This is a genomic window from Streptacidiphilus albus JL83, assembly GCF_000744705.1.
Classification (GTDB): domain Bacteria; phylum Actinomycetota; class Actinomycetes; order Streptomycetales; family Streptomycetaceae; genus Streptacidiphilus; species Streptacidiphilus albus.
In genome coordinates this window covers 6,928,594-6,945,988 of the sequence record NZ_JQML01000001.1, presented here as the reverse complement: position 1 = coordinate 6,945,988, position 17,395 = coordinate 6,928,594, and the positions used below count along the sequence as shown (strand labels likewise).

At 73.4% G+C, this 17,395-nt stretch carries 17 protein-coding genes; 4 read left to right on the top strand and 13 right to left on the bottom strand.

What is annotated here, in order from left to right; genetic code table 11:
- Positions 1-81: 81 nt before the first annotated feature.
- The gene (locus BS75_RS30520; RefSeq protein WP_034090568.1) at positions 82-840 is read left to right on the top strand and encodes a DUF4118 domain-containing protein; all 759 of its coding nucleotides are present in this window, start codon (positions 82-84) and stop codon (positions 838-840) included.
- Here BS75_RS30520 and BS75_RS30515 read toward each other — a convergent pair.
- On the bottom strand, positions 816-1,505 hold the full coding sequence (locus BS75_RS30515) for a ThuA domain-containing protein (protein ID WP_034090567.1): 690 nt from the start codon (positions 1,503-1,505) through the stop codon (positions 816-818). The genes BS75_RS30520 and BS75_RS30515 overlap by 25 nt on opposite strands.
- Before the next feature lie 220 nt (positions 1,506-1,725).
- On the opposite strand from BS75_RS30515, the gene BS75_RS30510 reads away from it, so the two are divergent.
- Positions 1,726-2,451 carry a rhomboid family intramembrane serine protease gene (locus BS75_RS30510; protein WP_052069796.1) on the top strand — a complete coding sequence of 242 codons (726 nt, stop codon included), beginning with the start codon at positions 1,726-1,728 and terminating at the stop codon, positions 2,449-2,451.
- 100 nt (positions 2,452-2,551) lie between these two features.
- Here BS75_RS30510 and BS75_RS30505 read toward each other — a convergent pair whose 3' ends face one another.
- The 3 genes from BS75_RS30505 to BS75_RS30495 all read right to left on the bottom strand — a co-directional run bounded on the left by BS75_RS30505 (position 2,552) and on the right by BS75_RS30495 (position 6,753).
- On the bottom strand, positions 2,552-3,913 hold the full coding sequence (locus BS75_RS30505) for an ABC transporter ATP-binding protein (protein WP_034090566.1): 1,362 nt from the start codon (positions 3,911-3,913) through the stop codon (positions 2,552-2,554).
- A 40-nt stretch (positions 3,914-3,953) separates the two neighbouring features.
- Positions 3,954-5,690 (bottom strand): ABC transporter permease, encoded by a 1,737-nt coding sequence (locus tag BS75_RS30500; protein WP_034090565.1) that lies wholly within the window; start codon positions 5,688-5,690, stop codon positions 3,954-3,956.
- Between the two features lie 211 nt (positions 5,691-5,901).
- Positions 5,902-6,753, bottom strand: a complete 852-nt coding sequence (locus tag BS75_RS30495; protein WP_034094067.1) for a MurR/RpiR family transcriptional regulator — start codon at positions 6,751-6,753, stop codon at positions 5,902-5,904.
- A gap of 104 nt (positions 6,754-6,857) precedes the next feature.
- Here BS75_RS30495 and BS75_RS30490 point away from each other — a divergent pair, with 104 nt between their 5' ends.
- Complete coding sequence (locus BS75_RS30490; protein WP_042439759.1) at positions 6,858-7,718, top strand: EamA family transporter; 861 nt, start codon at positions 6,858-6,860, stop codon at positions 7,716-7,718.
- A 104-nt stretch (positions 7,719-7,822) separates the two neighbouring features.
- On the opposite strand, the gene BS75_RS30485 is transcribed toward BS75_RS30490, so the two are convergent.
- The 9 genes from BS75_RS30485 to BS75_RS51980 all read right to left on the bottom strand — a co-directional run bounded on the left by BS75_RS30485 (position 7,823) and on the right by BS75_RS51980 (position 16,282).
- The gene (locus BS75_RS30485) at positions 7,823-8,848 is read right to left on the bottom strand and encodes a L,D-transpeptidase (RefSeq protein WP_034090564.1); all 1,026 of its coding nucleotides are present in this window, start codon (positions 8,846-8,848) and stop codon (positions 7,823-7,825) included.
- 187 nt (positions 8,849-9,035) lie between these two features.
- The gene (locus tag BS75_RS30480) at positions 9,036-10,259 is read right to left on the bottom strand and encodes a M20 metallopeptidase family protein (RefSeq protein ID WP_197091970.1); all 1,224 of its coding nucleotides are present in this window, start codon (positions 10,257-10,259) and stop codon (positions 9,036-9,038) included.
- Complete coding sequence (locus BS75_RS30475) at positions 10,256-11,356, bottom strand: LLM class flavin-dependent oxidoreductase (RefSeq protein WP_034090563.1); 1,101 nt, start codon at positions 11,354-11,356, stop codon at positions 10,256-10,258. Before BS75_RS30475 ends, BS75_RS30480 begins: the two co-directional genes overlap by 4 nt.
- A 3-nt stretch (positions 11,357-11,359) precedes the next feature.
- The gene (locus BS75_RS30470) at positions 11,360-12,250 is read right to left on the bottom strand and encodes an ABC transporter substrate-binding protein (RefSeq protein ID WP_034090562.1); all 891 of its coding nucleotides are present in this window, start codon (positions 12,248-12,250) and stop codon (positions 11,360-11,362) included.
- 5 nt (positions 12,251-12,255) lie between these two features.
- Positions 12,256-13,101, bottom strand: a complete 846-nt coding sequence (locus tag BS75_RS30465; protein WP_081982716.1) for an ABC transporter ATP-binding protein — start codon at positions 13,099-13,101, stop codon at positions 12,256-12,258.
- The gene (locus BS75_RS30460; protein ID WP_042439761.1) at positions 13,098-13,961 is read right to left on the bottom strand and encodes an ABC transporter permease; all 864 of its coding nucleotides are present in this window, start codon (positions 13,959-13,961) and stop codon (positions 13,098-13,100) included. Before BS75_RS30460 ends, BS75_RS30465 begins: the two co-directional genes overlap by 4 nt.
- Complete coding sequence (locus BS75_RS30455) at positions 13,958-14,995, bottom strand: NrtA/SsuA/CpmA family ABC transporter substrate-binding protein (RefSeq protein WP_034090561.1); 1,038 nt, start codon at positions 14,993-14,995, stop codon at positions 13,958-13,960. The genes BS75_RS30460 and BS75_RS30455 overlap by 4 nt, the downstream gene beginning before the upstream one ends.
- Positions 14,996-15,041: 46 nt before the next feature.
- A complete protein-coding gene (locus tag BS75_RS30450) occupies positions 15,042-16,031 on the bottom strand; it encodes an ABC transporter substrate-binding protein (protein WP_034090560.1) in 990 nt (329 codons plus the stop codon).
- A gap of 137 nt (positions 16,032-16,168) precedes the next feature.
- Entirely contained in the window at positions 16,169-16,282 is a 114-nt protein-coding gene (locus BS75_RS51980) for a putative leader peptide (protein ID WP_331281449.1), read from the bottom strand.
- Positions 16,283-16,539: 257 nt separating this feature from the next.
- Between BS75_RS51980 and BS75_RS30445 the strand changes: the two genes are divergently transcribed.
- Positions 16,540-17,352: an IclR family transcriptional regulator gene (locus BS75_RS30445; RefSeq protein WP_034094062.1), complete on the top strand. Its 813-nt coding sequence runs from the start codon at positions 16,540-16,542 to the stop codon at positions 17,350-17,352.
- Positions 17,353-17,395 lie beyond the last annotated feature (43 nt).

Here is a 17,395-nt window from a genome sequence, read left to right as displayed (position 1 = left end):
GGGCCTCCGACGGACTTACGCTCGCTGTGCCGGACCGTTTCCAGGGGCGGTCCCGGTCACCGGCCGGAAGGGTGGTCCGCAATGTCTCCTCGTTGGAACAGGGACCGGCTCGCACTGATCGCGGCGCTGTTGGCGCCGCCGGCCGCGGCTGCGGTCATGATCCCCTTCCGCACCGGCTTCGCCACGGCGGACGCGGCACTGGTGCTGGTCGCGGTGGTGGTCGCGGTGGCCGCCAACGGCCACCGGACGGCGGGCGTGCTGGCCGCCCTGTCGGCGAGCGTCTGGTTCGACTTCTTCCTGACCCGCCCCTACGAGCGCTTCGCGATCAGCAGCCGGACCGACATCCAGACCACGGTGCTGCTGCTGGTGGTCGGCGTCGCGGTGACCGAGCTGGCCGTGCGCGGCCGGCGGCTGTCCCGGGTCGTCCTCAGCGGCAGCGCCCAGCTCGCCGGAGTCCGCAGCACGGCCTCGGCCGTCGCCTCCGGGCTCGGCGCCGGCGCGGTGATCGACCAGATAGACGTCCAGCTCACCGAGCTGCTCGGGCTGCGCGGCTGCCGCTTCGAACGGAACGAACCGGCCGGACACCCGCCGCGCCTCGGCGACGACGCGACGCTGACCTGGGCCGGTTCACGCTGGGACGTCGACAGCCTCGGCCTGCCCAGCGACGAGATCGAACTGCTGGCGCGCTGCCGGGGCCAGGTCTACGGCAGGTTCATGCTGCTGCCCACCCCGGCCACCGCGCCCTCGGTCGAGGCCCGGCGCATGGCCGTGCTCCTCGCCGACCTGGCCGGGGCGGCCCTGGCCGCCGGGTCCGCTCAGGACGTGGTGCCGGCGGCGTAGTTCAGCCCGCCCAGCACGTGCTGCCGGAAGTCCGGGGCGTCCCAGCAGGCGGCGGTGTGCCCGAGCGAGGTGTAGAAGGAGCGGCCCCCGCCGTACTCGCGGCACCAGGCGAGCGGGTGCTCCGGGCCCATGGTGCCGCCCCGGTACCGGCTCTCGTCGATGCCCAGCAGGATCCGGGCCGACGCGGGCGGCGGCTGCCGGAAGTTGTACCACTCGTCGGTGAGCGTCCACTCGTCGCCGAGGTGGGCGGTGGCGGGGTGGTCGTGGTCCAGCACGGTGACGGCCGCCGTCGACAGCGCGGGGTGCTCGGTGAACCGGGCGCCGAGCAGCTCCCCGTAGTAGGGCCAGTCGTACTCGGTGCCGGCGGCGGAGTGGACGCCCATCCAGCCGCCGCCGTCCCGGACGTAGCCGCTGAGCGCCTCCCGCCCCGCGCGGTCCAGCACGGTGCCGGTGGTGGAGAGGAAGACGACCGCCCGGTGCCGGGCGAGCCGCTCGGCCGTGAAGGCGGCCGGGTCCTCGGTCGCCTCCACCGTGAAGCCGTGCTCCCCGCCCAGCTCGCCCAGGGCGCGGACCGCGTCCGGGATCGAGTCGTGCCGGTAGCCCGCCGTGCGGGTGTAGACGAGAACGCTCCAGCTGCCGGGCTGAGGACTACCGGGAGAAGTCAACGGATACCGTCCGGATCAAGGGCGGAAAGCGGTTACCCAAGATCGTAGATCGAAGCCGGCGGCCGGTGCAAGGCTCACCGCCCGGTCCCCACCCGCACCTCCGCGCAGTGACATTTGTCAGGCAGCTCCCATGGCCGAAGGCATCTGGCTCGGCGTCACCGTCCCGCCCAGGATGGTGGATGGAAGCAGTCGGGTTGAATCCGCACCAGGGGGACCTGCCATGAACGCACACACGATCGAGTTGTATGCCAGCGCCGCCGTCGTGTTCGCGGCGGGGAAGGAGCTCCTGGTGGTCCTCGCCCCCACCCTGCCGGACCGGCGGAGCCCGGTGCAGGTGCTCGGCGCGGCGTGGGCCCGCCGGCCCCGGGTCACCGCAGCGGTGCTGGTGGCGACCGCGGTCATGGTCGTCCTCCAGTACGCCGTCGCCGGTCTGGCCGGGGACCTGGTGCGCCGACCCGGCGCGCTCGGCGACGGACAGGAGTGGCGGATGTTCACCGCCCTGTTCATCCAGTCCTCCGGGGCCGTGCAGATCGTCGTCAACCTGTCGGCGCTGCTGGGCGCCGGAGCCGTCGCCGAATGGGTGCTCGGCCCGCGCCGCTGGCTGCTGGTCTACTTCGCGAGCGGCCTGGTCGCGAACTACGTGAGCCTGGAGGGCTGGGGCCGGCACGGCGGCGGCTGCTCGGTCGCGATCTGCGGGCTGGTCGGCGCGCTCGCCGCGATCACCCTGCTGCGCGGAGCGGAGCCGGGCGACACGGCGCAGCGGCTGCGGCTGCTCTCGCTGGCCGTCCCGGCGACCGGGCTCTTCCTCTGCCTGCTCCACAACAACCACGGCGCGGGGCTGCTCACCGGGTTCGTGCTGGGTGCGGTGATCGCCGTGACCGCCCGGCCCGGGGCGCTGCGCCTCGGCCTGGGGAAGGCCCCGGTGGCCGAGGAGGCGGCGGCGTAGGCCGCGGGCGCGCAGACCACGGCGCCGGGTGCCGGTCCGTCCGAGAGGCCGGACCGGCACCCGGCGCCGGCGTGGGAACACCCGCGGCCGCGGGCCCCGGTCACAGCACCGACAGCGCCTCCGGCTCCAGTTCGAGCTTGCCCTCGTCCTTCTCGTACTCGAACAGCTCGCCGTAGCGGCCCCAGTCGATGGCGATGTCGAGCTGGCGGCGGGCGTCCTCGTCGGAGAAGCCGCGGCGCAGCAGGTCGAGGAACAGGCCCTCGCGCAGCACGTGGTCGCCGGAGTGGGCGAGGGCCTGGACGATGGCGCGGACCAGCGGGGCCTTGGTGACGGTGTGCTGGGCGAAGAGCTGCTTGCTGGTGAGGATGTCGGCGTCGGCGAACTCCCGGCCGGCCGGGGTGAGCTCGATCCGGCCGCCGTCGGTGTGCGCGAGGTCGAGCAGGACGGCGGCGTCGACCAGCGGCAGCAGGTCGTCGACCTCGAAGCTCAGCTCGTCGGCGATCTCGGCGAGGCCGTCCTCGCCGCCGCGGGCGGCCAGGATCTCCAGCAGGCCGGACAGTCCGCCGGGGCTGACGTCGGGCAGCGGGTTGCTGCTGGGGGTGGGCGGCGCGGCGGGCTTGGCCGGGCCGGCGGCATGGGCGTCGCCGGCGGCGGTGGCCCGCTCGGTGAGGATCCCGTAGACGGTGTCGACCAGGGCCTCGAACTCGGGGGCGCGGCGGTCGCGCGGGCGGGGCAGCGAGACCGTGAGCTCGGCCTTGATCCGGCCGGGGTTGGAGGAGAGCACCAGGATCCGGTCGGCGAGCAGCACCGCCTCCTCGATGTTGTGGGTGACGATCAGCACCGACTTCACCGGGGCCTCGTTGCCCTCCCACAGGCCGACCAGCTCGTTGCGCAGGTTCTCGGCGGTGAGCACGTCGAGCGCGGAGAAGGGCTCGTCCATGAACAGCGCGTCGGGCTCGACCACCAGCGCCCGGGCGAAGCCCACCCGCTGCCGCATCCCGCCGGAGAGCTCCTTGGGGTAGGCGCCCTCGAAGCCGTCCAGGCCGATCAGGTCGATGGCGCGGAGCGCCCGGTCGCGGCGCTCGGCCTCGGCCACGCCCCGCGCCTGGAGGCCGAGCTCGACGTTCTGCTGCACCGTCAGCCAGGGCAGCAGGGCGAAACTCTGGAAGACCATGGCGACGCCGGGGTTGGCCCCGTTCAACGGCTCGCCCCGGTAGCTGACGCTGCCGGAGGACGGGGAGATCAGCCCGGCGGCGCAGCGCAGCAGCGTGGACTTGCCGGAGCCGGACTTGCCCAGCAGCGCGACGATCTCGCCCTCGTGCAGGGTGAAGCTCACCGACTCCAGCACCGGCAGCGCATGGCCGTCGGGGGTGGTGAAGCTCTTGGTGACGTCCGTGGCGGCGATGATGGCGCTGCCGGCGGCGGGACGGCCCTGGGTGGTGGAGACGGGTTTGAGGGTCATGCGCTCCTGCCTCGGTCGATACGGGTACTGCGGTCGGGTGTCACATGGCATACCGGGTCTGCGCGATCCGGTAGAGGCGGCGCCAGAGCAGCCGGTTCAGCGCCACCACATAGATGATCATCACGATCACGCCGATCAGGATCTCCGCGTGGTCGCCGGTCTCGGTGGCCTTGGCGATGTAGGCGCCCAGGCCGTAGGCGGTGAGGTGGTGGTTCCCGTAGTCGACGACCTCGGCGACGATGGAGGCGTTCCACGCGCCGCCGGCGGCGGTGATCCCGCCGGTCACGTAGTAGGGGAAGATCGCCGGCAGGATGAAGTCCCGCCAGCGCAGCCACCCGCCGACGCCGAGGCTGTCCATCGCCTCGCGCAGGTCGCTCGGGATGGCCGAGGCCCCGGCGATGACGTTGAAGAGGATGTACCACTGCGCGCCGAGCGCCATCAGCAGGATGCTGCCCCAGTCGAGCGGGATGCCCAGGGCGACGAAGACCGCGATGGCGAAGGGGAAGAGGAAGTTCGCCGGGAAGCTGGCCAGGACCTGGACCACCGGCTGGGCATAGCGGGTGATCTTCGGGTTCATCCCGATCCACACCCCGATCGGCACCCAGACCAGGGTGGCGACGACCAGCAGCAGCACCACCCGGCCGAAGGTGGCCGCGCCCAGTTCGAAGGCGTGCAGGAACTCGCCGAAGCCCGAGGTCGACTGGATGTAGCTGAACGCCTCCCAGCCGCCGTAGAGGATCACCGCCGTGATCACCAGGGCGAAGACCGCGTCACCGGAGCGGCGGCGGACGGCCGGGCGCTCCAGCGGGTGCTCGGCCAGGCCGAACGGCCGGGTCAGGTTGTCGAGCAGCCGTCCGACCGGGCGCAGCAGCCGACCCAGCACCTCCGGCACGGACGAGCGGCGCAGTATGTCCAGCACCAGGCTGCGCGGCTTCTCGGCGGCCTCGGAGTCCTCGACCCGGAAGCGCTCGGCCCAGGCGGTCATCGGGCGCCAGAAGAGGAAGTTGACGCCGATCACCATCACGATCATGACGCCGATGGCGAGGCAGATCTCGCCGAGGTTGCCCTCGGCGGTCGCGGCGGCGGCGTAGGAGCCGATGCCGGGCAGGGCGTACTGGTGGTTCAGGACGCTGATGCTCTCGGAGGCGGCGAGGAAGAACCAGGCCCCGCCGAAGCTCATCATCCCGTTCCAGACCAGCGGGATCATGCCGCTGGGCACGTCGATCTTCCAGAACCGCTGCCACTTGGTCAGCCGCATGATCCGGGCCGCCTCGTCCAGGTCGCGCGGCTGGCTGACCAGCGAGTAGTAGAAGGCGAAGGTCATGTTCCACGCCATCGCGGTGAAGATGGCGAAGATCGAGGCGCACTCCAGGCCGAGTTCGGAGCCGGGGAAGAGGGCGATGAACGCGGTGACCGTGACCGAGAGGAAGGCCAGTACCGGGACCGACTGGAGGATGTCCAGGATCGGCAGCAGCACCTTCTCCGCACGCGGCAGCCGGGCCGCCGCGCTGGAGTAGACGAAGGTGAACAGGACCGAGGCGATCAGCGCGACGAACATCCGCAGCAGTGAGCGGACCGCGTAGTAGGGCAGGTTCGCCGGGTCCGTGGAGACCCGGGAAGGGGCCGTCTTCGGCAGGAACGGCGCATTGAGCGAGGGAGCGATCCGCAACAGCCCGTAGATCAGGCCGACCAGGGCCAGACCGACCAGGATGTCGACGGCCCGCAGCCCCGGTCGCCTCAGCACACCGCGGGTGGGAACCCGGTCCTCCGCTGCCACCTTCCACCTCCGTGCCGCGCCGCCGGCCACGACCGTCCCCGGCAGTGAGCGGTCTGCTTTTCGTGATCATGGCAGTCCTGCCGCTGGTGACCCTAGCGCGGCGCGCGGCCGACCAGGAGACCTCCGGGAGCCAGCCGGATGAATTGACGTTTTCCTTAACGCGACACCGGGCTCCACCCAGGCAGCTCCGCCGGCTCCGGCCACGCCGACCTCAGTAGGTGTGGCTCGCGGTCACGTCCTCGGAGACGGACAGCGCCCGCTGGGCGGCCGCGCCGCGGACGGCGAGCAGGGTCAGCGCCAGGGCGTCCACCACCGCGAGGTGGGCCAGCCGGCTGGCCACCGCCTCCAGCCCGAGGACCAGGTCCTGCCCCCCGGCGACCAGGGTGCAGTCGCTGCTCTCGCTGAGCGGCGAGGGAGCGTAGCTGGTCAGCGCGATCACGCTGGCGCCGTTCCGCCGGGCCTCGCGGGCGGCGTCGACGGTGCTGCGGGTCGCCCCGGTGTGGCTGACGGCCAGGCAGATGGCGGAGGGGTCGAGCGTCCCGGCCGCGAGGTGCGCGGTGATCGGGTCCGGCGGGGCGTCGACCGCGCAACCGAGCGCGCGCAGCCGGTAGCCGGCGTCGAGCGCGACCGGGCCGGAGAGTCCCACCCCGACGATCAGCACCCGGGACGCCCGGTGCAGCAGCTGGGCCGCCGTGGTCAGCCGGGCCGGGGTGACCGTCGCGGTGATCCCGTCCAGCGCCTCCCGCGCCGCCCGCAGGGTGTCGGCCAGCGCCCGGGCGGCCGGGTCCGGCTCGGCGGAGGGCGCCGGCCGGGGGGCCTGGCGCACGGCGGCGATCTTCAGCTCCTGGAACCCCCGGAAGCCGAGCCGCTGGCAGGCCCGGACCACGGTCGAGGGCGCGGTCCCGGCCAGCGCGGCCACGTCGCTGACGCTCAGGTGCACCAGCTCGGGGCCCTGTTCCAGGACGACCTGGGCGACCCGCGCCTCGGCGCCGCGCAGGTCCGACAGCTGGGCGCGGACCTGGGCGGCGAGCTGCTGCCGCCCCACTTCGGAATTGATTTCCATGGACATAGGATACCGTGGAATTGAATTCCGTGGTTGGAGCTCGGCGAAGGGGGTGTCCTGTGTCCGGAGTCCAGGTGTTGCTGGCCGGAGCGGCGGGAGCGGGGGTGGGATCGGGAGCCGGCGCGGCGGTGCCGCTGGTGGTACTGGCGGCGGCGGCGCTGCACGCGACCTGGAACGCGCTGGCCCACGCGATCAAGGACAAGCTGGTCGGGTTCGTGCTGATCAGCATCGGCTACACCGGCTGCTCGGCCGTCCTGGTCTGCTTCGTGCCCTTCCCCGACGCGGCGGCCTGGCCCTTCCTGTGCACCTCGCTGGTGATCCAGGTCGGCTACATGGGGCTGCTGATCATGGCCTACCGGCTCGGCGACTTCGGCCAGATGTACCCGATCGCCCGGGGCACCTCACCGCTGCTGGTCGCCCTCGCCGCCGCGGCCCTGCTCGGGGAGCCGCTCACGCTCGGCGCGCTGCTCGGGCTGCCGCTGATCTGCCTCGGCCTGGTCGGCCTGGCACTCGCCGACGGCATACCGGGGCGCCGCCAGCTCCCGGCGCTGGCGGCCGCCCTGGGAACCGGGACGACGATCGCCGGATACACGGTGGTGGACGGCAGCGGCGTCCGGCACTCCGGCACCGTCCTCGGCTACATCGCCTGGTCGTTCCTCTGCCAGGGGCTGCCCATACCGCTGATCGCCTGGCGGCTGCGGGGCCGCGCGCTCCTCGGCCAGCTGCGGCCGGCGCTGTGGACCGGGCTGGCCGGGGGCGTGCTGTCGATGACCGCCTACGGACTGGTGCTGTGGGCGCAGGACCACGGCAGCCTGGCGGCCGTCGCGGCACTGCGGGAGACCAGCATCGTCATCGGCGCGCTGATCGGCGCGGTGGTCTTCCACGAACGGCTCGGCCGGCGGCGGATGACCGCCAGCGCCACCGTCCTGGCCGGCATAGCGGTGCTCGAACTCGTGCGCCTGTGACGCGTGCGCCCGTGACTCGCGCACCGACAGAAGTACGGGCGGCCCGGCGACAGTTGTCGCCGGGCCGCCCGGGGCGGAGCTATTGACGGAGCGTCAGGAGAGCCTCAGGAGACGGTCGTGGTCATCGAACCCGTGCCGCTGGCGGAGAGCCACTGCGACCAGCTCAGGTTGAAGTCCGCGTAGCCGTTGTCACCGGCGGCCAGGCCGCGCGGCGAGCCGGTGATGGTGACCGGGTCGCCCTGCTCGACGTAGTTGTAGAACCACTCCGCGTTGCTCAGCGACAGGTGGACGCAGCCGTGCGAGCCGACGCTGTGGCCGGGGACCGGGTCGCCGGTGGAGTAGTGGACGTAGGTGCCCGAGGTGGTGAGCTGGACGTCCCACGGCAGGGTGATGTCGTAGAAGTTCGGGTTGCTCGGGTCACAGGTGATCTGCACGCTGCACGAGGTCATCCGCACCTCGGGCGCCTTGTCGATGATCGCCATCGTGCCGTCCCAGGACGGGAAGGTCGGGCTGCCGGCGTCGATCGGCATGGTGCGCACCAGCGTGCCGTTGCGGTAGACGCTCATCGAGTGGCCCGGCGCGGAGACCTTGGTCTCGACATCGGCCCCGATGGTGAAGCTGTGGGTGTAGCTGTGGACACCGTACCTGCCGTTGCCGTCAGCGACATTGGTCAGGTCGGCGCTCAGGGTCACCTTGGTGCCCGAGGGCCAGTAGTTCTCCGGCCGCCAGTCGACCCGGGTACTGCTGAACCAGTGCCACGCCCCGGTGACCGCCACCGAGGTGGTGATCTTCATCGCCTGTTCGACGCCGGCCCGGGCGGAGCTCGCCACCGGATTGCTGAAGACCACGGATATCGGCATCGCCACGCCGACCGTGGAGCCGTCCTCCGGCTCTATGGTGTTCAGCAGCATCGGCGGACCGGTCGGGTGCGTCGCCACCGCGCTCGGGGTCGCACTCGCGCTCGCGCTGGCGCCGGCACTGCTCGCCGCCGCCGGGCTGCTGCTACTGGCCTGCGGGGTCGCCTTCACGCCCGACGCATTGGCCGATGCACTGCCACCGCAGGCGCTGGTGCCGACCAGCACCGCACCCGCCAGCAGTGCCATTCCGAGGCTGCCCCTGATACGTCCCACACCCTGCTCCGCTCACGCCACATCGGAAGTCCAACATCTCCACAGACACCCGACTCTACGCAGCCGGTTCCAACGCACTTGTAAAGCCAAGGCCAAGATTTGGACTCGGAGAGGTCACCCCGGCGGCGGAGCAGCGGCCGAGCGTGCAGCGGCCCCACAGTACCCGCACAGAGGACTGCCCGAACAGTCACATCGCGGCCTCCGCCGCCGCGTCCAGGCGACGCAGGGCGAGATCGGCGAAGAGGGCCGCGCCCTCCGGCACCACCGCGTCGTCGAACACCGCGTGCGGGGAGTGGTTGCCGGCCGCCTTCGCCGGATCCAGGCCCGGCGGGCAGGCGCCGAGCCCGGTCATCACCCCCGGCACCCGGGCCAGGATCCGGCCGATGTCGTCGGAGACCAGCCCGGGCCGGGACTCGCGGACGAACCGCTCGGCGCCGTGCAGCCCGGCGACGGCCCCGGCCACGAAGTCCGCCTCCGCCGGGTCGTTGACCGTCACCGGGTAGCCGGGCCGGTACTCGGCGTCGGCCTCCAGCCCGTGCGCGGCGGCGATGCCGCGCACCACCCGCTGCGCGCCCTCGGCCAGCCGGGCCATGGTCCCGTCGTCCAGCGCCCGCAGCGTCGCCTCGAACCGGGCCTGCTCCGGGACGATGTTGGCGGCGGTGCCCGCATGGACCGTGCCGATGCCCAGCAGCACCGGCTCCAGCGCGTCGAACTGCCTGGTCACCAACGACTGGAGGGCGAGGATCAGCTCGGCGGTGGCCGGGATCGGGTCCCGGGCGTGGTGTGGCCAGGCCGAGTGGCCGCCGGCGCCGCGCACGGTCACCACCAGCGTCCCGGAGGCGGCGAGCGCCGGGCCGCTGCGGTTGCCGTACCGGCCCAACGGCGAGGTGGAGGTGACGTGGAGGGCGTAGGCGGCGACCGGCGGCCGGCCGGCCGCCGCCAGCAGGCCCTCGTCCAGCATCAGCCGGGCGCCGTCGTGCCCCTCCTCCCCCGGTTGGAAGGCCAGCACCGCGTCGCCGGCCAGCCGGTGGCGCCGTTCGGACAGCAGCCGGGCCGCCCCGACCAGCATCGCGGTGTGCAGGTCGTGCCCGCAGGCGTGCATCGCCCCGGGCACCCGGGAGGCGTGCTCCCAGCCGCCGGCCTCGGTCAGCGGCAGCGCGTCCATGTCCGCGCGGAGCAGCACGCTCGCTCCCGGCCCGGGTGCGGCGGTCCCCCGGACCACCGCGACCACGGACGACAGCGCCGTTCCGGCGCTGAGCTCCACCCCGTCGAGTCCGGACAACTCGGCCAGCACCGCCTCCTGGGTGCGGGGCAGGTGCAGGCCGGTCTCCGGCTGCCGGTGCAGCGCGCGGCGCAGCCGCACCAGCTCCGGGCCGAGCGCGCGGGCGTCCGCCAGCAGGTCGCTGGTCACCTCCGGTAGCCCTGCAGCGCGGGCAGCACGGTCTCGGCGACCCGGTACGCCTCCTCCAGCAGCGGGTTGCCGGAGAGAATGAAGGTGTCCACCCCGAGGTCCTGGAACTCGTGCAGCCGCTCGATCACCTGCTCGGTGGAGCCGACCACGGCGGTGCCCGGCCCCGGCCGGAACAGGCCCATCCCCGGCCACATATTGGGGTGCACCTCCAACTCCCGGGCGTGGGCGGGCACCTTGCCGCCGTGCTGGCGGAACTGCCGCTGCCAGCCGACGCCGTCCTCGCCGGAGCGCTCGCCCAACTGCCGGGCGTAGGTGGCCTCGCTGGTGACGTCCAGCAGCCGGTCGGCCGCCGCCCAGGCCTGCTCCTCGGTGTCGCGGACGATCAGGTGCAGCCGCAGGCCGAGGCGCAGCGTCCGGCCGTGGGCGGCGGCCCGCTCGCGGACCTGCTCCAGCTTCTCCTTGAGCAGGTGCGGCGGTTCGCCCCAGGTGAGGTAGACGTCGACGTGCTCGGCGGCCATCTCGATCCCGGGCGCGGAGGACCCGCCGAACCACAGCGGGGTGTGCACCCCGCCCTGGGCCGGGGTGAGTTCGCGGAGCGAGGCGCCGGCGTTCTTCAGGTCGTAGAAGCGGCCCTTGTGGTCGAAGACCTCGCCGGCGGTCAGCCGCTTGACGATGGACCAGTACTCGGCGCTCAACTCGTAGCGCTCGTCGTGCTCCAGGTGCAGCCCGGCCTGCCGCAGCTGGTCGGTGGAACCGTTGACGACATTGAAGCGCAGCCGGTCGCCGAAGAGGTTGGTGAAGCTCAGCGCCATCTTGGCGAGCACGGTCGGCGAGATCAGCCCGGGGTGCACGGCCAGCAGCGGCTTGAAGTTCGGACCGGTGACCGCGGCCAGGGCGCTGCCCAGCGGCCAGACGTCGTAGAGGTCGGTGGCCAGCAGCGCGCCGCTGTAGCCGAGCCGGTCGACGCTCTGGGCCAGGTTCTGCAGGTAGCCGAGGTCGACCGGGCGGCGGCCGGCCGGCTCCCAGGGGTACGCGCCCTCGCGCGGGATGATGTACCAGAGGACCTCGGGGCCCCCGACTGCGGTGGCGTCGCTCATGGTTCAGCCTTCCAGGGCGGCGCGGACGGCCGGGGTGAGCGCGGGCAGGTGGGCGTCGGCGACGGTGATCCGCCGGGGCAGGTAGTCGGCCTCGGCCAGGATGTCGGCGGCCTGCTGCTGCTCGGCGAGGAAGGCCGCCGAGACCGGCTCCAGCCTCCAGGGCAGCACGGCCAGCGCCTCGCGCCAGTCCTCGACGGTGCCGCCCTGGTCCGCGGCGGCGATCGCGGCGGCCCCGGCCAGGTGCCCGGCGGCCCAGTCGTCCGCCCGCTGGAGCGCGGCGGTGACCACGGCGACCAGCTCCGGGCGCTGCTCGGCGAAGTCCCGGCGGGTGAAGAAGACCGAGCGATCGGTGATCACCTCGCTGACCTCCAGCAGGGTGCGCACCCCGCCCTCCCGCCGGGCGGCGACCAGTTCCGCGCCCTGGGCGACCCAGGCGGTGATCCGGCCCGCCCGCAGCTGGGCGGCGCTGTCGCCGTCGGGGCGGCGCGCGGTGATGTCGTCACGGTAGGAGAGGCCGGCGTCGGCCAGCGCCTTGGCGGTGAAGTGGGTCTGCCAGGAGCCGATGGCCAGCACGACCGTGCCGCCCTTGAGGTCGGCGACCGAGCGGACCTCGCTGTCGGCGGCGACCAGCAGCGCGCCGTGGCCGGGGCGGGGTGCGGAGACGGCGGTGTAGACCAGGTCGTGCCCGGCGGCCTGGGACGAGAGCGGCGGGGTGGAGCCGGTGCCGCCGAAGTCGATGGTGCCGTCGGCGAGGGCGTCGCCGGTGCTGGTGCCGCCGACCGGCAGCCAGGTCACGGTCTCGCCGAGCGGTTCGAGGGCCTGCTCCAGCAGACCGAGCCGGGAGAGGTGGTAGAGCGAGGGGTTGGCGCCGTGGACGCCGATGGTGATGGCCATGCGGATCACTCCGTCGGGGTGGTGGGGGCGGGCGGTGGCGGTACGGCGTGGTCGTGCACGCCGAGGTCGGCGAGGAGCCGGCGGCGCAGGGCGGTGAAGGCCGGGTCGGCGCTGTCGCGCGGGTGGTCGATGGCGATCCGCTCGTCGGTGACCAGCCGTCCGTCGCGCAGCACGGCGACCCGGTCGGCGAGCCGGACGGCCTCGTCGACGTCGTGGGTGACCAGCAGCACGGCCGGGCGGTGCCGCCGGCAGAGCTCGCCGACCAGGTCCTGCATCCGCAGCCGGGTCAGCGCGTCCAGCGCGGCGAAGGGCTCGTCCAGCAGCAGCAGTTCCGGCTCCCGGACCAGGGCGCGGGCCAGCGCGACCCGCTGCGCCTCGCCGCCGGACAGGGTGGCCGGCCAGGCGTCGGCGTGGCCCTCCAGGCCGACCTCGGTCAGCGCGCGCAGGCCCGTCTCCCGGGTCGCCGCGCCGCGCGGCAGCGCGACCGTGACATTGGCCAGCACCTTCTTCGAGGGGATCAGCCGGGGTTCCTGGAAGACGATGGTCCTGGCCTCGGGGACGAGGACGGTGCCCTCGTCGTGCCGGTCCAGCGCGCCGAGGATGCGCAGCAGCGTGGTCTTGCCGGTGCCGCTGGCGCCGAGCAGGGCCAGGAACTCGCCCCGGGCGATGTCCAGGTCGAGTCCGTCCAGGACGTGGCGGGCACCGAAGGTACGGCGCAGCCCGCGCAGGTGGACGGCGGTCCCGGGGTCAACCCCGGTCGAGCCGTCGGCGCCCGCGGATCCGGCGGTCGTGTGGGCGGCGGTCGTGCGTGCTGCGGTCGTGCGTGCGGCGGTCGTGCGTGCGGCGGTCATCGGCGGGCTCCCTGGGTGCGCCAGGGCATGAGCAGCCGCTCCAGCACCCGGACCACGGCGTCGGCGAGCAGCCCCAGCAGGGCGTAGGTGAGGATGCAGACGGTGAGGATGTCGGTGCGCGAGTACTCCTGTGCCGTGGACATCAGGAAGCCGATGCCGGAGGTGGAGTTGATCTCCTCGGCGGCGATCAGCGCGATCACGCTCAGCGTCATCGACAGCCGCAGTCCGGACAGCAGCGCCGGCAGCGCACCGGGCAGCACCACCTCCCTGACCACGGCCAGCCGGCCCATGCCGAAGCTGCGCATGGCCTCGACCAGCTTGCGGTCGGTGTTGCGGACCCCGCCCGAGCTGGACACGTACATCGGGAAGGCGGTGGCCGTGGCGATCAGCACGATCCGGGCCGACTCGCCGATCCCGAACCAGACCATGAACAGCGGGACCAGGGACAGGAAGGGGATGGTGCGCAGCAGTTGGACGGTGGAGTCCAGCAGTTCCTCACCGAGCCGGGAGAAGCCGGTGAGCACGCCCAGGGTGAGACCGACGGCCAGGCCGAACAGCAGGCCCAGGCCGGCCCGGGTGAGCGAGACCTCCAGCGCGTCCGTGTACTGGCCGCTGTCCCAGAGTTCCCGGAGGGCGCTGAGCACCGAGCCGGGCGAGGCGAGCAGGGTGGGGCTCAGCGCCCCGCTGGCGGAGGCCCAGGTCCAGCCGCCGAGCAGGGCGAGCGGACCCAGCAGCCGCAGGCCCAGGCTGAGCGCCGGCGGACGCGGCCGGGCGAGCTGCGGGCGCGGGGCGACCAGCCCGGCGACCGCGGCCGGCACCTGCTGCTGCCCGACCGCCGGTCCTTCGACGACGGCGCTCATCCGGCACCGCCGGGCAGCGCGTTGATGTCGAGGATGTAGGGCGTCACGTCGAAGAAGCCCTGGGTGATCTTCTGGTCGGCGAAGAACTGCGCCACGGCGTGGAAGCGGACCAGGTCGGCGGCGGTGATCGGCAGCGCGGTGCCGTCGGCGGCGTCGATCGGCAGCTCCACCGCCTTCTGGGCCGGGCTGACCGCCTGCGGCCCGGCGGTGGTGTCCACGTTGATGTAGGCCGCCGGGTCCTGCTGCTGCTTCAGACCGTTGTCGTGCAGGTACTGGTAGAGCGCCTCGACCACGGCGGGGTGCTGCTGGGCGAAGGCCGTCCGCACCGCCCACACCGCGTAGTTGTCGGAGTCGACCTGGCCCCCGGTGACCAGGAAGTGCGCCCCGGTGTTGGCGATGGCCGGGATGGAGTAGGTGGCCCAGGTGGACCAGGCGTCGACCTGGCCGGAGGCGAAGACCGGCGCGACCTGGTTGGGCTGGAGGTAGACCCGGGTGACCTTGTCCACCGGGACGTTGTTCTGCTGCAGGGCCTTGAGCAGCAGGTACTCGCTGGTGCCGCCGTGCCAGACGGCGATCTTCTTGCCGACCAGGTCCTGGACGCTGGTGATCGGCGAGCCGTTCTTCACCAGGATGCCCTCGCCCAGCTTGTCCGGGGCGACGGCGGCGAAGAGCTTGAAGCCGGGGCTCTGGGTCAGCGCGGTGGTCGCGGAGGTGATCGAGCCCTCGGCGACGTCCAGCTCGTTGGCGTCCAACTCCTGGGCGGCGGGGGCGAAGGCGCCGGCGGTACCGGTCCAGACGACCTTGGCGTGGACCGCGGCCAGGGCTCTCGCCAGCGAGCCGTCCTTGCGGCCGAGGGCGAGCACCCCGGAGTTGCCGCCGTCGGGTATCCGGATCACCGTCTCCTGGCTGCTCCCTCCGGAGCTGCCACCGGCGGCGCTCTTCGCGGTGTCGGCGGTGCCCGAGGAGGCGCAGGCGGCCAGGCCGAGCAGGGAGGCGGCGGCCAGCGCGGCGAGCGGGTAGCGGCGGAGCTTCATGGTCGGATTCCTTCGGTCGTTGTCGGGCGGGAGGATTGACTGAACGTCAGCCGATGACGGCGGCGCGTTCGGCGAGCAGGGCGCGGGCCTGCCGCAGCGGTTCGGGGGCGGCCCAGTCGCGGACGGCGACGGGCGCGGCCAGGAAGCCCTGGGCGTGCAGGAACCGCTCCTGCCGCGCCAGCAGCTCCAGCCGCTCCTCGGAGAGGTCGAGGCCGAGATTGCGGCCGGTGTCCGGGCGGTAGGCCCCGGCGACGCCGACCGAGCCGGCCCCGGTCTCCGCGCCGAGGATCCGGGCCAGCTCCTCGGGCTGGTCCCGGGCCCAGTCGGCGGCCTCCAGCAGCACCGTCAGGAAGCGGACCACCAGGTCGGGGCGGTCGTCGAGGAGCCGCTGGTGGACGGTGATCGGACGGGGCGTGCCGTTGTTGACCCGGGCCCGGCGGTCCTCGGCGGCGTCCAGGTCGATCGCGACGACCGCGCCGAAGCGCTGGGCGGCCTCGACCGCGAGCGCGCCCTTCACGTAGACGGCGTCGACCCTGCCCTCCCGCAGCGCCTCCAGCTCGCCCTCCCACTGACCGCGCGGCGAGCCCGGCACCTCCACCAACTCGGCGTCGGCCAGGGTGAGTCCGGCGAGCGAGAGCGCACCGGAGAAGCCGGCCAGCGCCATCGCCCGCCAGAAGTCGATGGCGATGCCGTGCACCGGCACGGCGAGCCGGCGTCCGCGCAGCTGGGCGGGTTCGCGCAGCTCGCTGTCGGCCCGGACCAGCACCGACTGCCGCTCCTCGATCCAGGTCAGGCCGATCAGCCGGGTCGCCTCGCCGCGTGAACGCGCCCACAGCGCCGGGACGTTGCCGCCCTCGCGGAAGAGCCCGTCCAGGGCGTGGGTGTAGTGGTGGTCGGCGGCGACCGCAGCCGGCGCGTCCTGCAGCGAGCGGACGGTGATGCCGTCGGGCGCGAACTCCCGGGCCAGCCGGCCCCGGTCGGCGGCGATCCCGGTGGCGGTGGGCACGGGGCAACGGGTGAACCAGAGTTCGTCCATGGACAGGGGCTCCCGGATCGGGTGGGACGCGGAGCGCGCGGACGGACCGCGGCGCGCGGAGGGGGGACCGCGCGGGCAGGCCACGGCGCAGTGTGGGAGGAGTGGTGGTGCGGTCCGCGCGGTCGCGCGGGGCGGGGTCAGCGACAGCTGGTGCTGGAGACGCGGGCCAGGTCGATGTGACGGCGGGTCACCAGTGCGGGCAGGGCCCGCAGCGGCGGGAGCACGGGGGCGTGCAGCCGAGGCGTGGTCATCGTGCTGCTCCCTCCCGCTCGTTCCTGCTTGGTGCCGAAAGGTTTCCACGATCTGGCAAGCCGACGCAATATTTCCCACATCATGGGATCTGTCGGCGGACCGATACTTCAGCCTGGGCCATCACGCGTTCATCCGGCTGCAATATTTGCCAGATCGTACGAGGCCAACCATTCTTGGTCCGGGCGCCGCGGGGGCCCGCAGGACCGGCAGCGCGCAGTCAACAGCGGTGCCGGACAGCGTCTATGGGGGCACCAGCATGGAGCACGCGACCGCTGCGAAGACACCGACCGGGGCCCAGGCCGTCAGCCGCGCCCTGGGCGTGCTGCACTGCTTCCGCGACAACGCGGGCGACCTCAGCGCCTCCGACCTGGCCCGGCGGATGGGGCTCTCGGTGTCCACCGCGCACCGGCTGGCCCGCACCCTGGTGCTGGCCGGGTTCCTGGACCAGGACCCGCACACCGCCCGCTACCGGCTCGGCCCCTCGATCGCCGAGCTCGGCCAACTCTCGCTGCACCAGCGCGGGTTGCACCAGGCCGTGCCCGCCCTGGACGAACTGGCCCGGGTCACCGCCGCCACCGCCGACCTGGCGATCCGCGACGGCGTCCACGCGGTGATCCTGGTCGGCGGCTCGGTCGAGCCCAGCACCGGCCTGGGGCTGCGCCGACCGCTGCACTCGACCGCCCTCGGCAAGGTCCTGCTGGCCTGGGCCGGCCCCGGCGAGGACGACCTCGACGCACTCGGCCCGCTCACCCCGCAGACCGACCGCACCCTGGTCGACCCCGAGGAGCTGCGCGCCGAACTGGTCAAGGTCCGCGCCGTCGGCTACGCGCTCAACGACGGCGAGTCGGCCGTGGGCGTCCGCGCCCTGGCCGTCCCGGTGCTGGACGCCGACGAGCGGGTGCACAGCGCACTGGCCGTCCGGTCCACGCCGGAGGTGCTGACCGACGCGCACCTGCCCTGGTTCCTCAGCCGCGCCCGCGCCTGCGCCGCCACCCTGGCCGACCTGCTGCTGCCCCCGCACCAGCGCCCGCCGCAGCACCGCGCAGCGCAGCACCGCCCGCCGCGCTGAGCCGGGTCACAGCGGGAGCACCGCCCCCGGTTCCGCGCGCCGC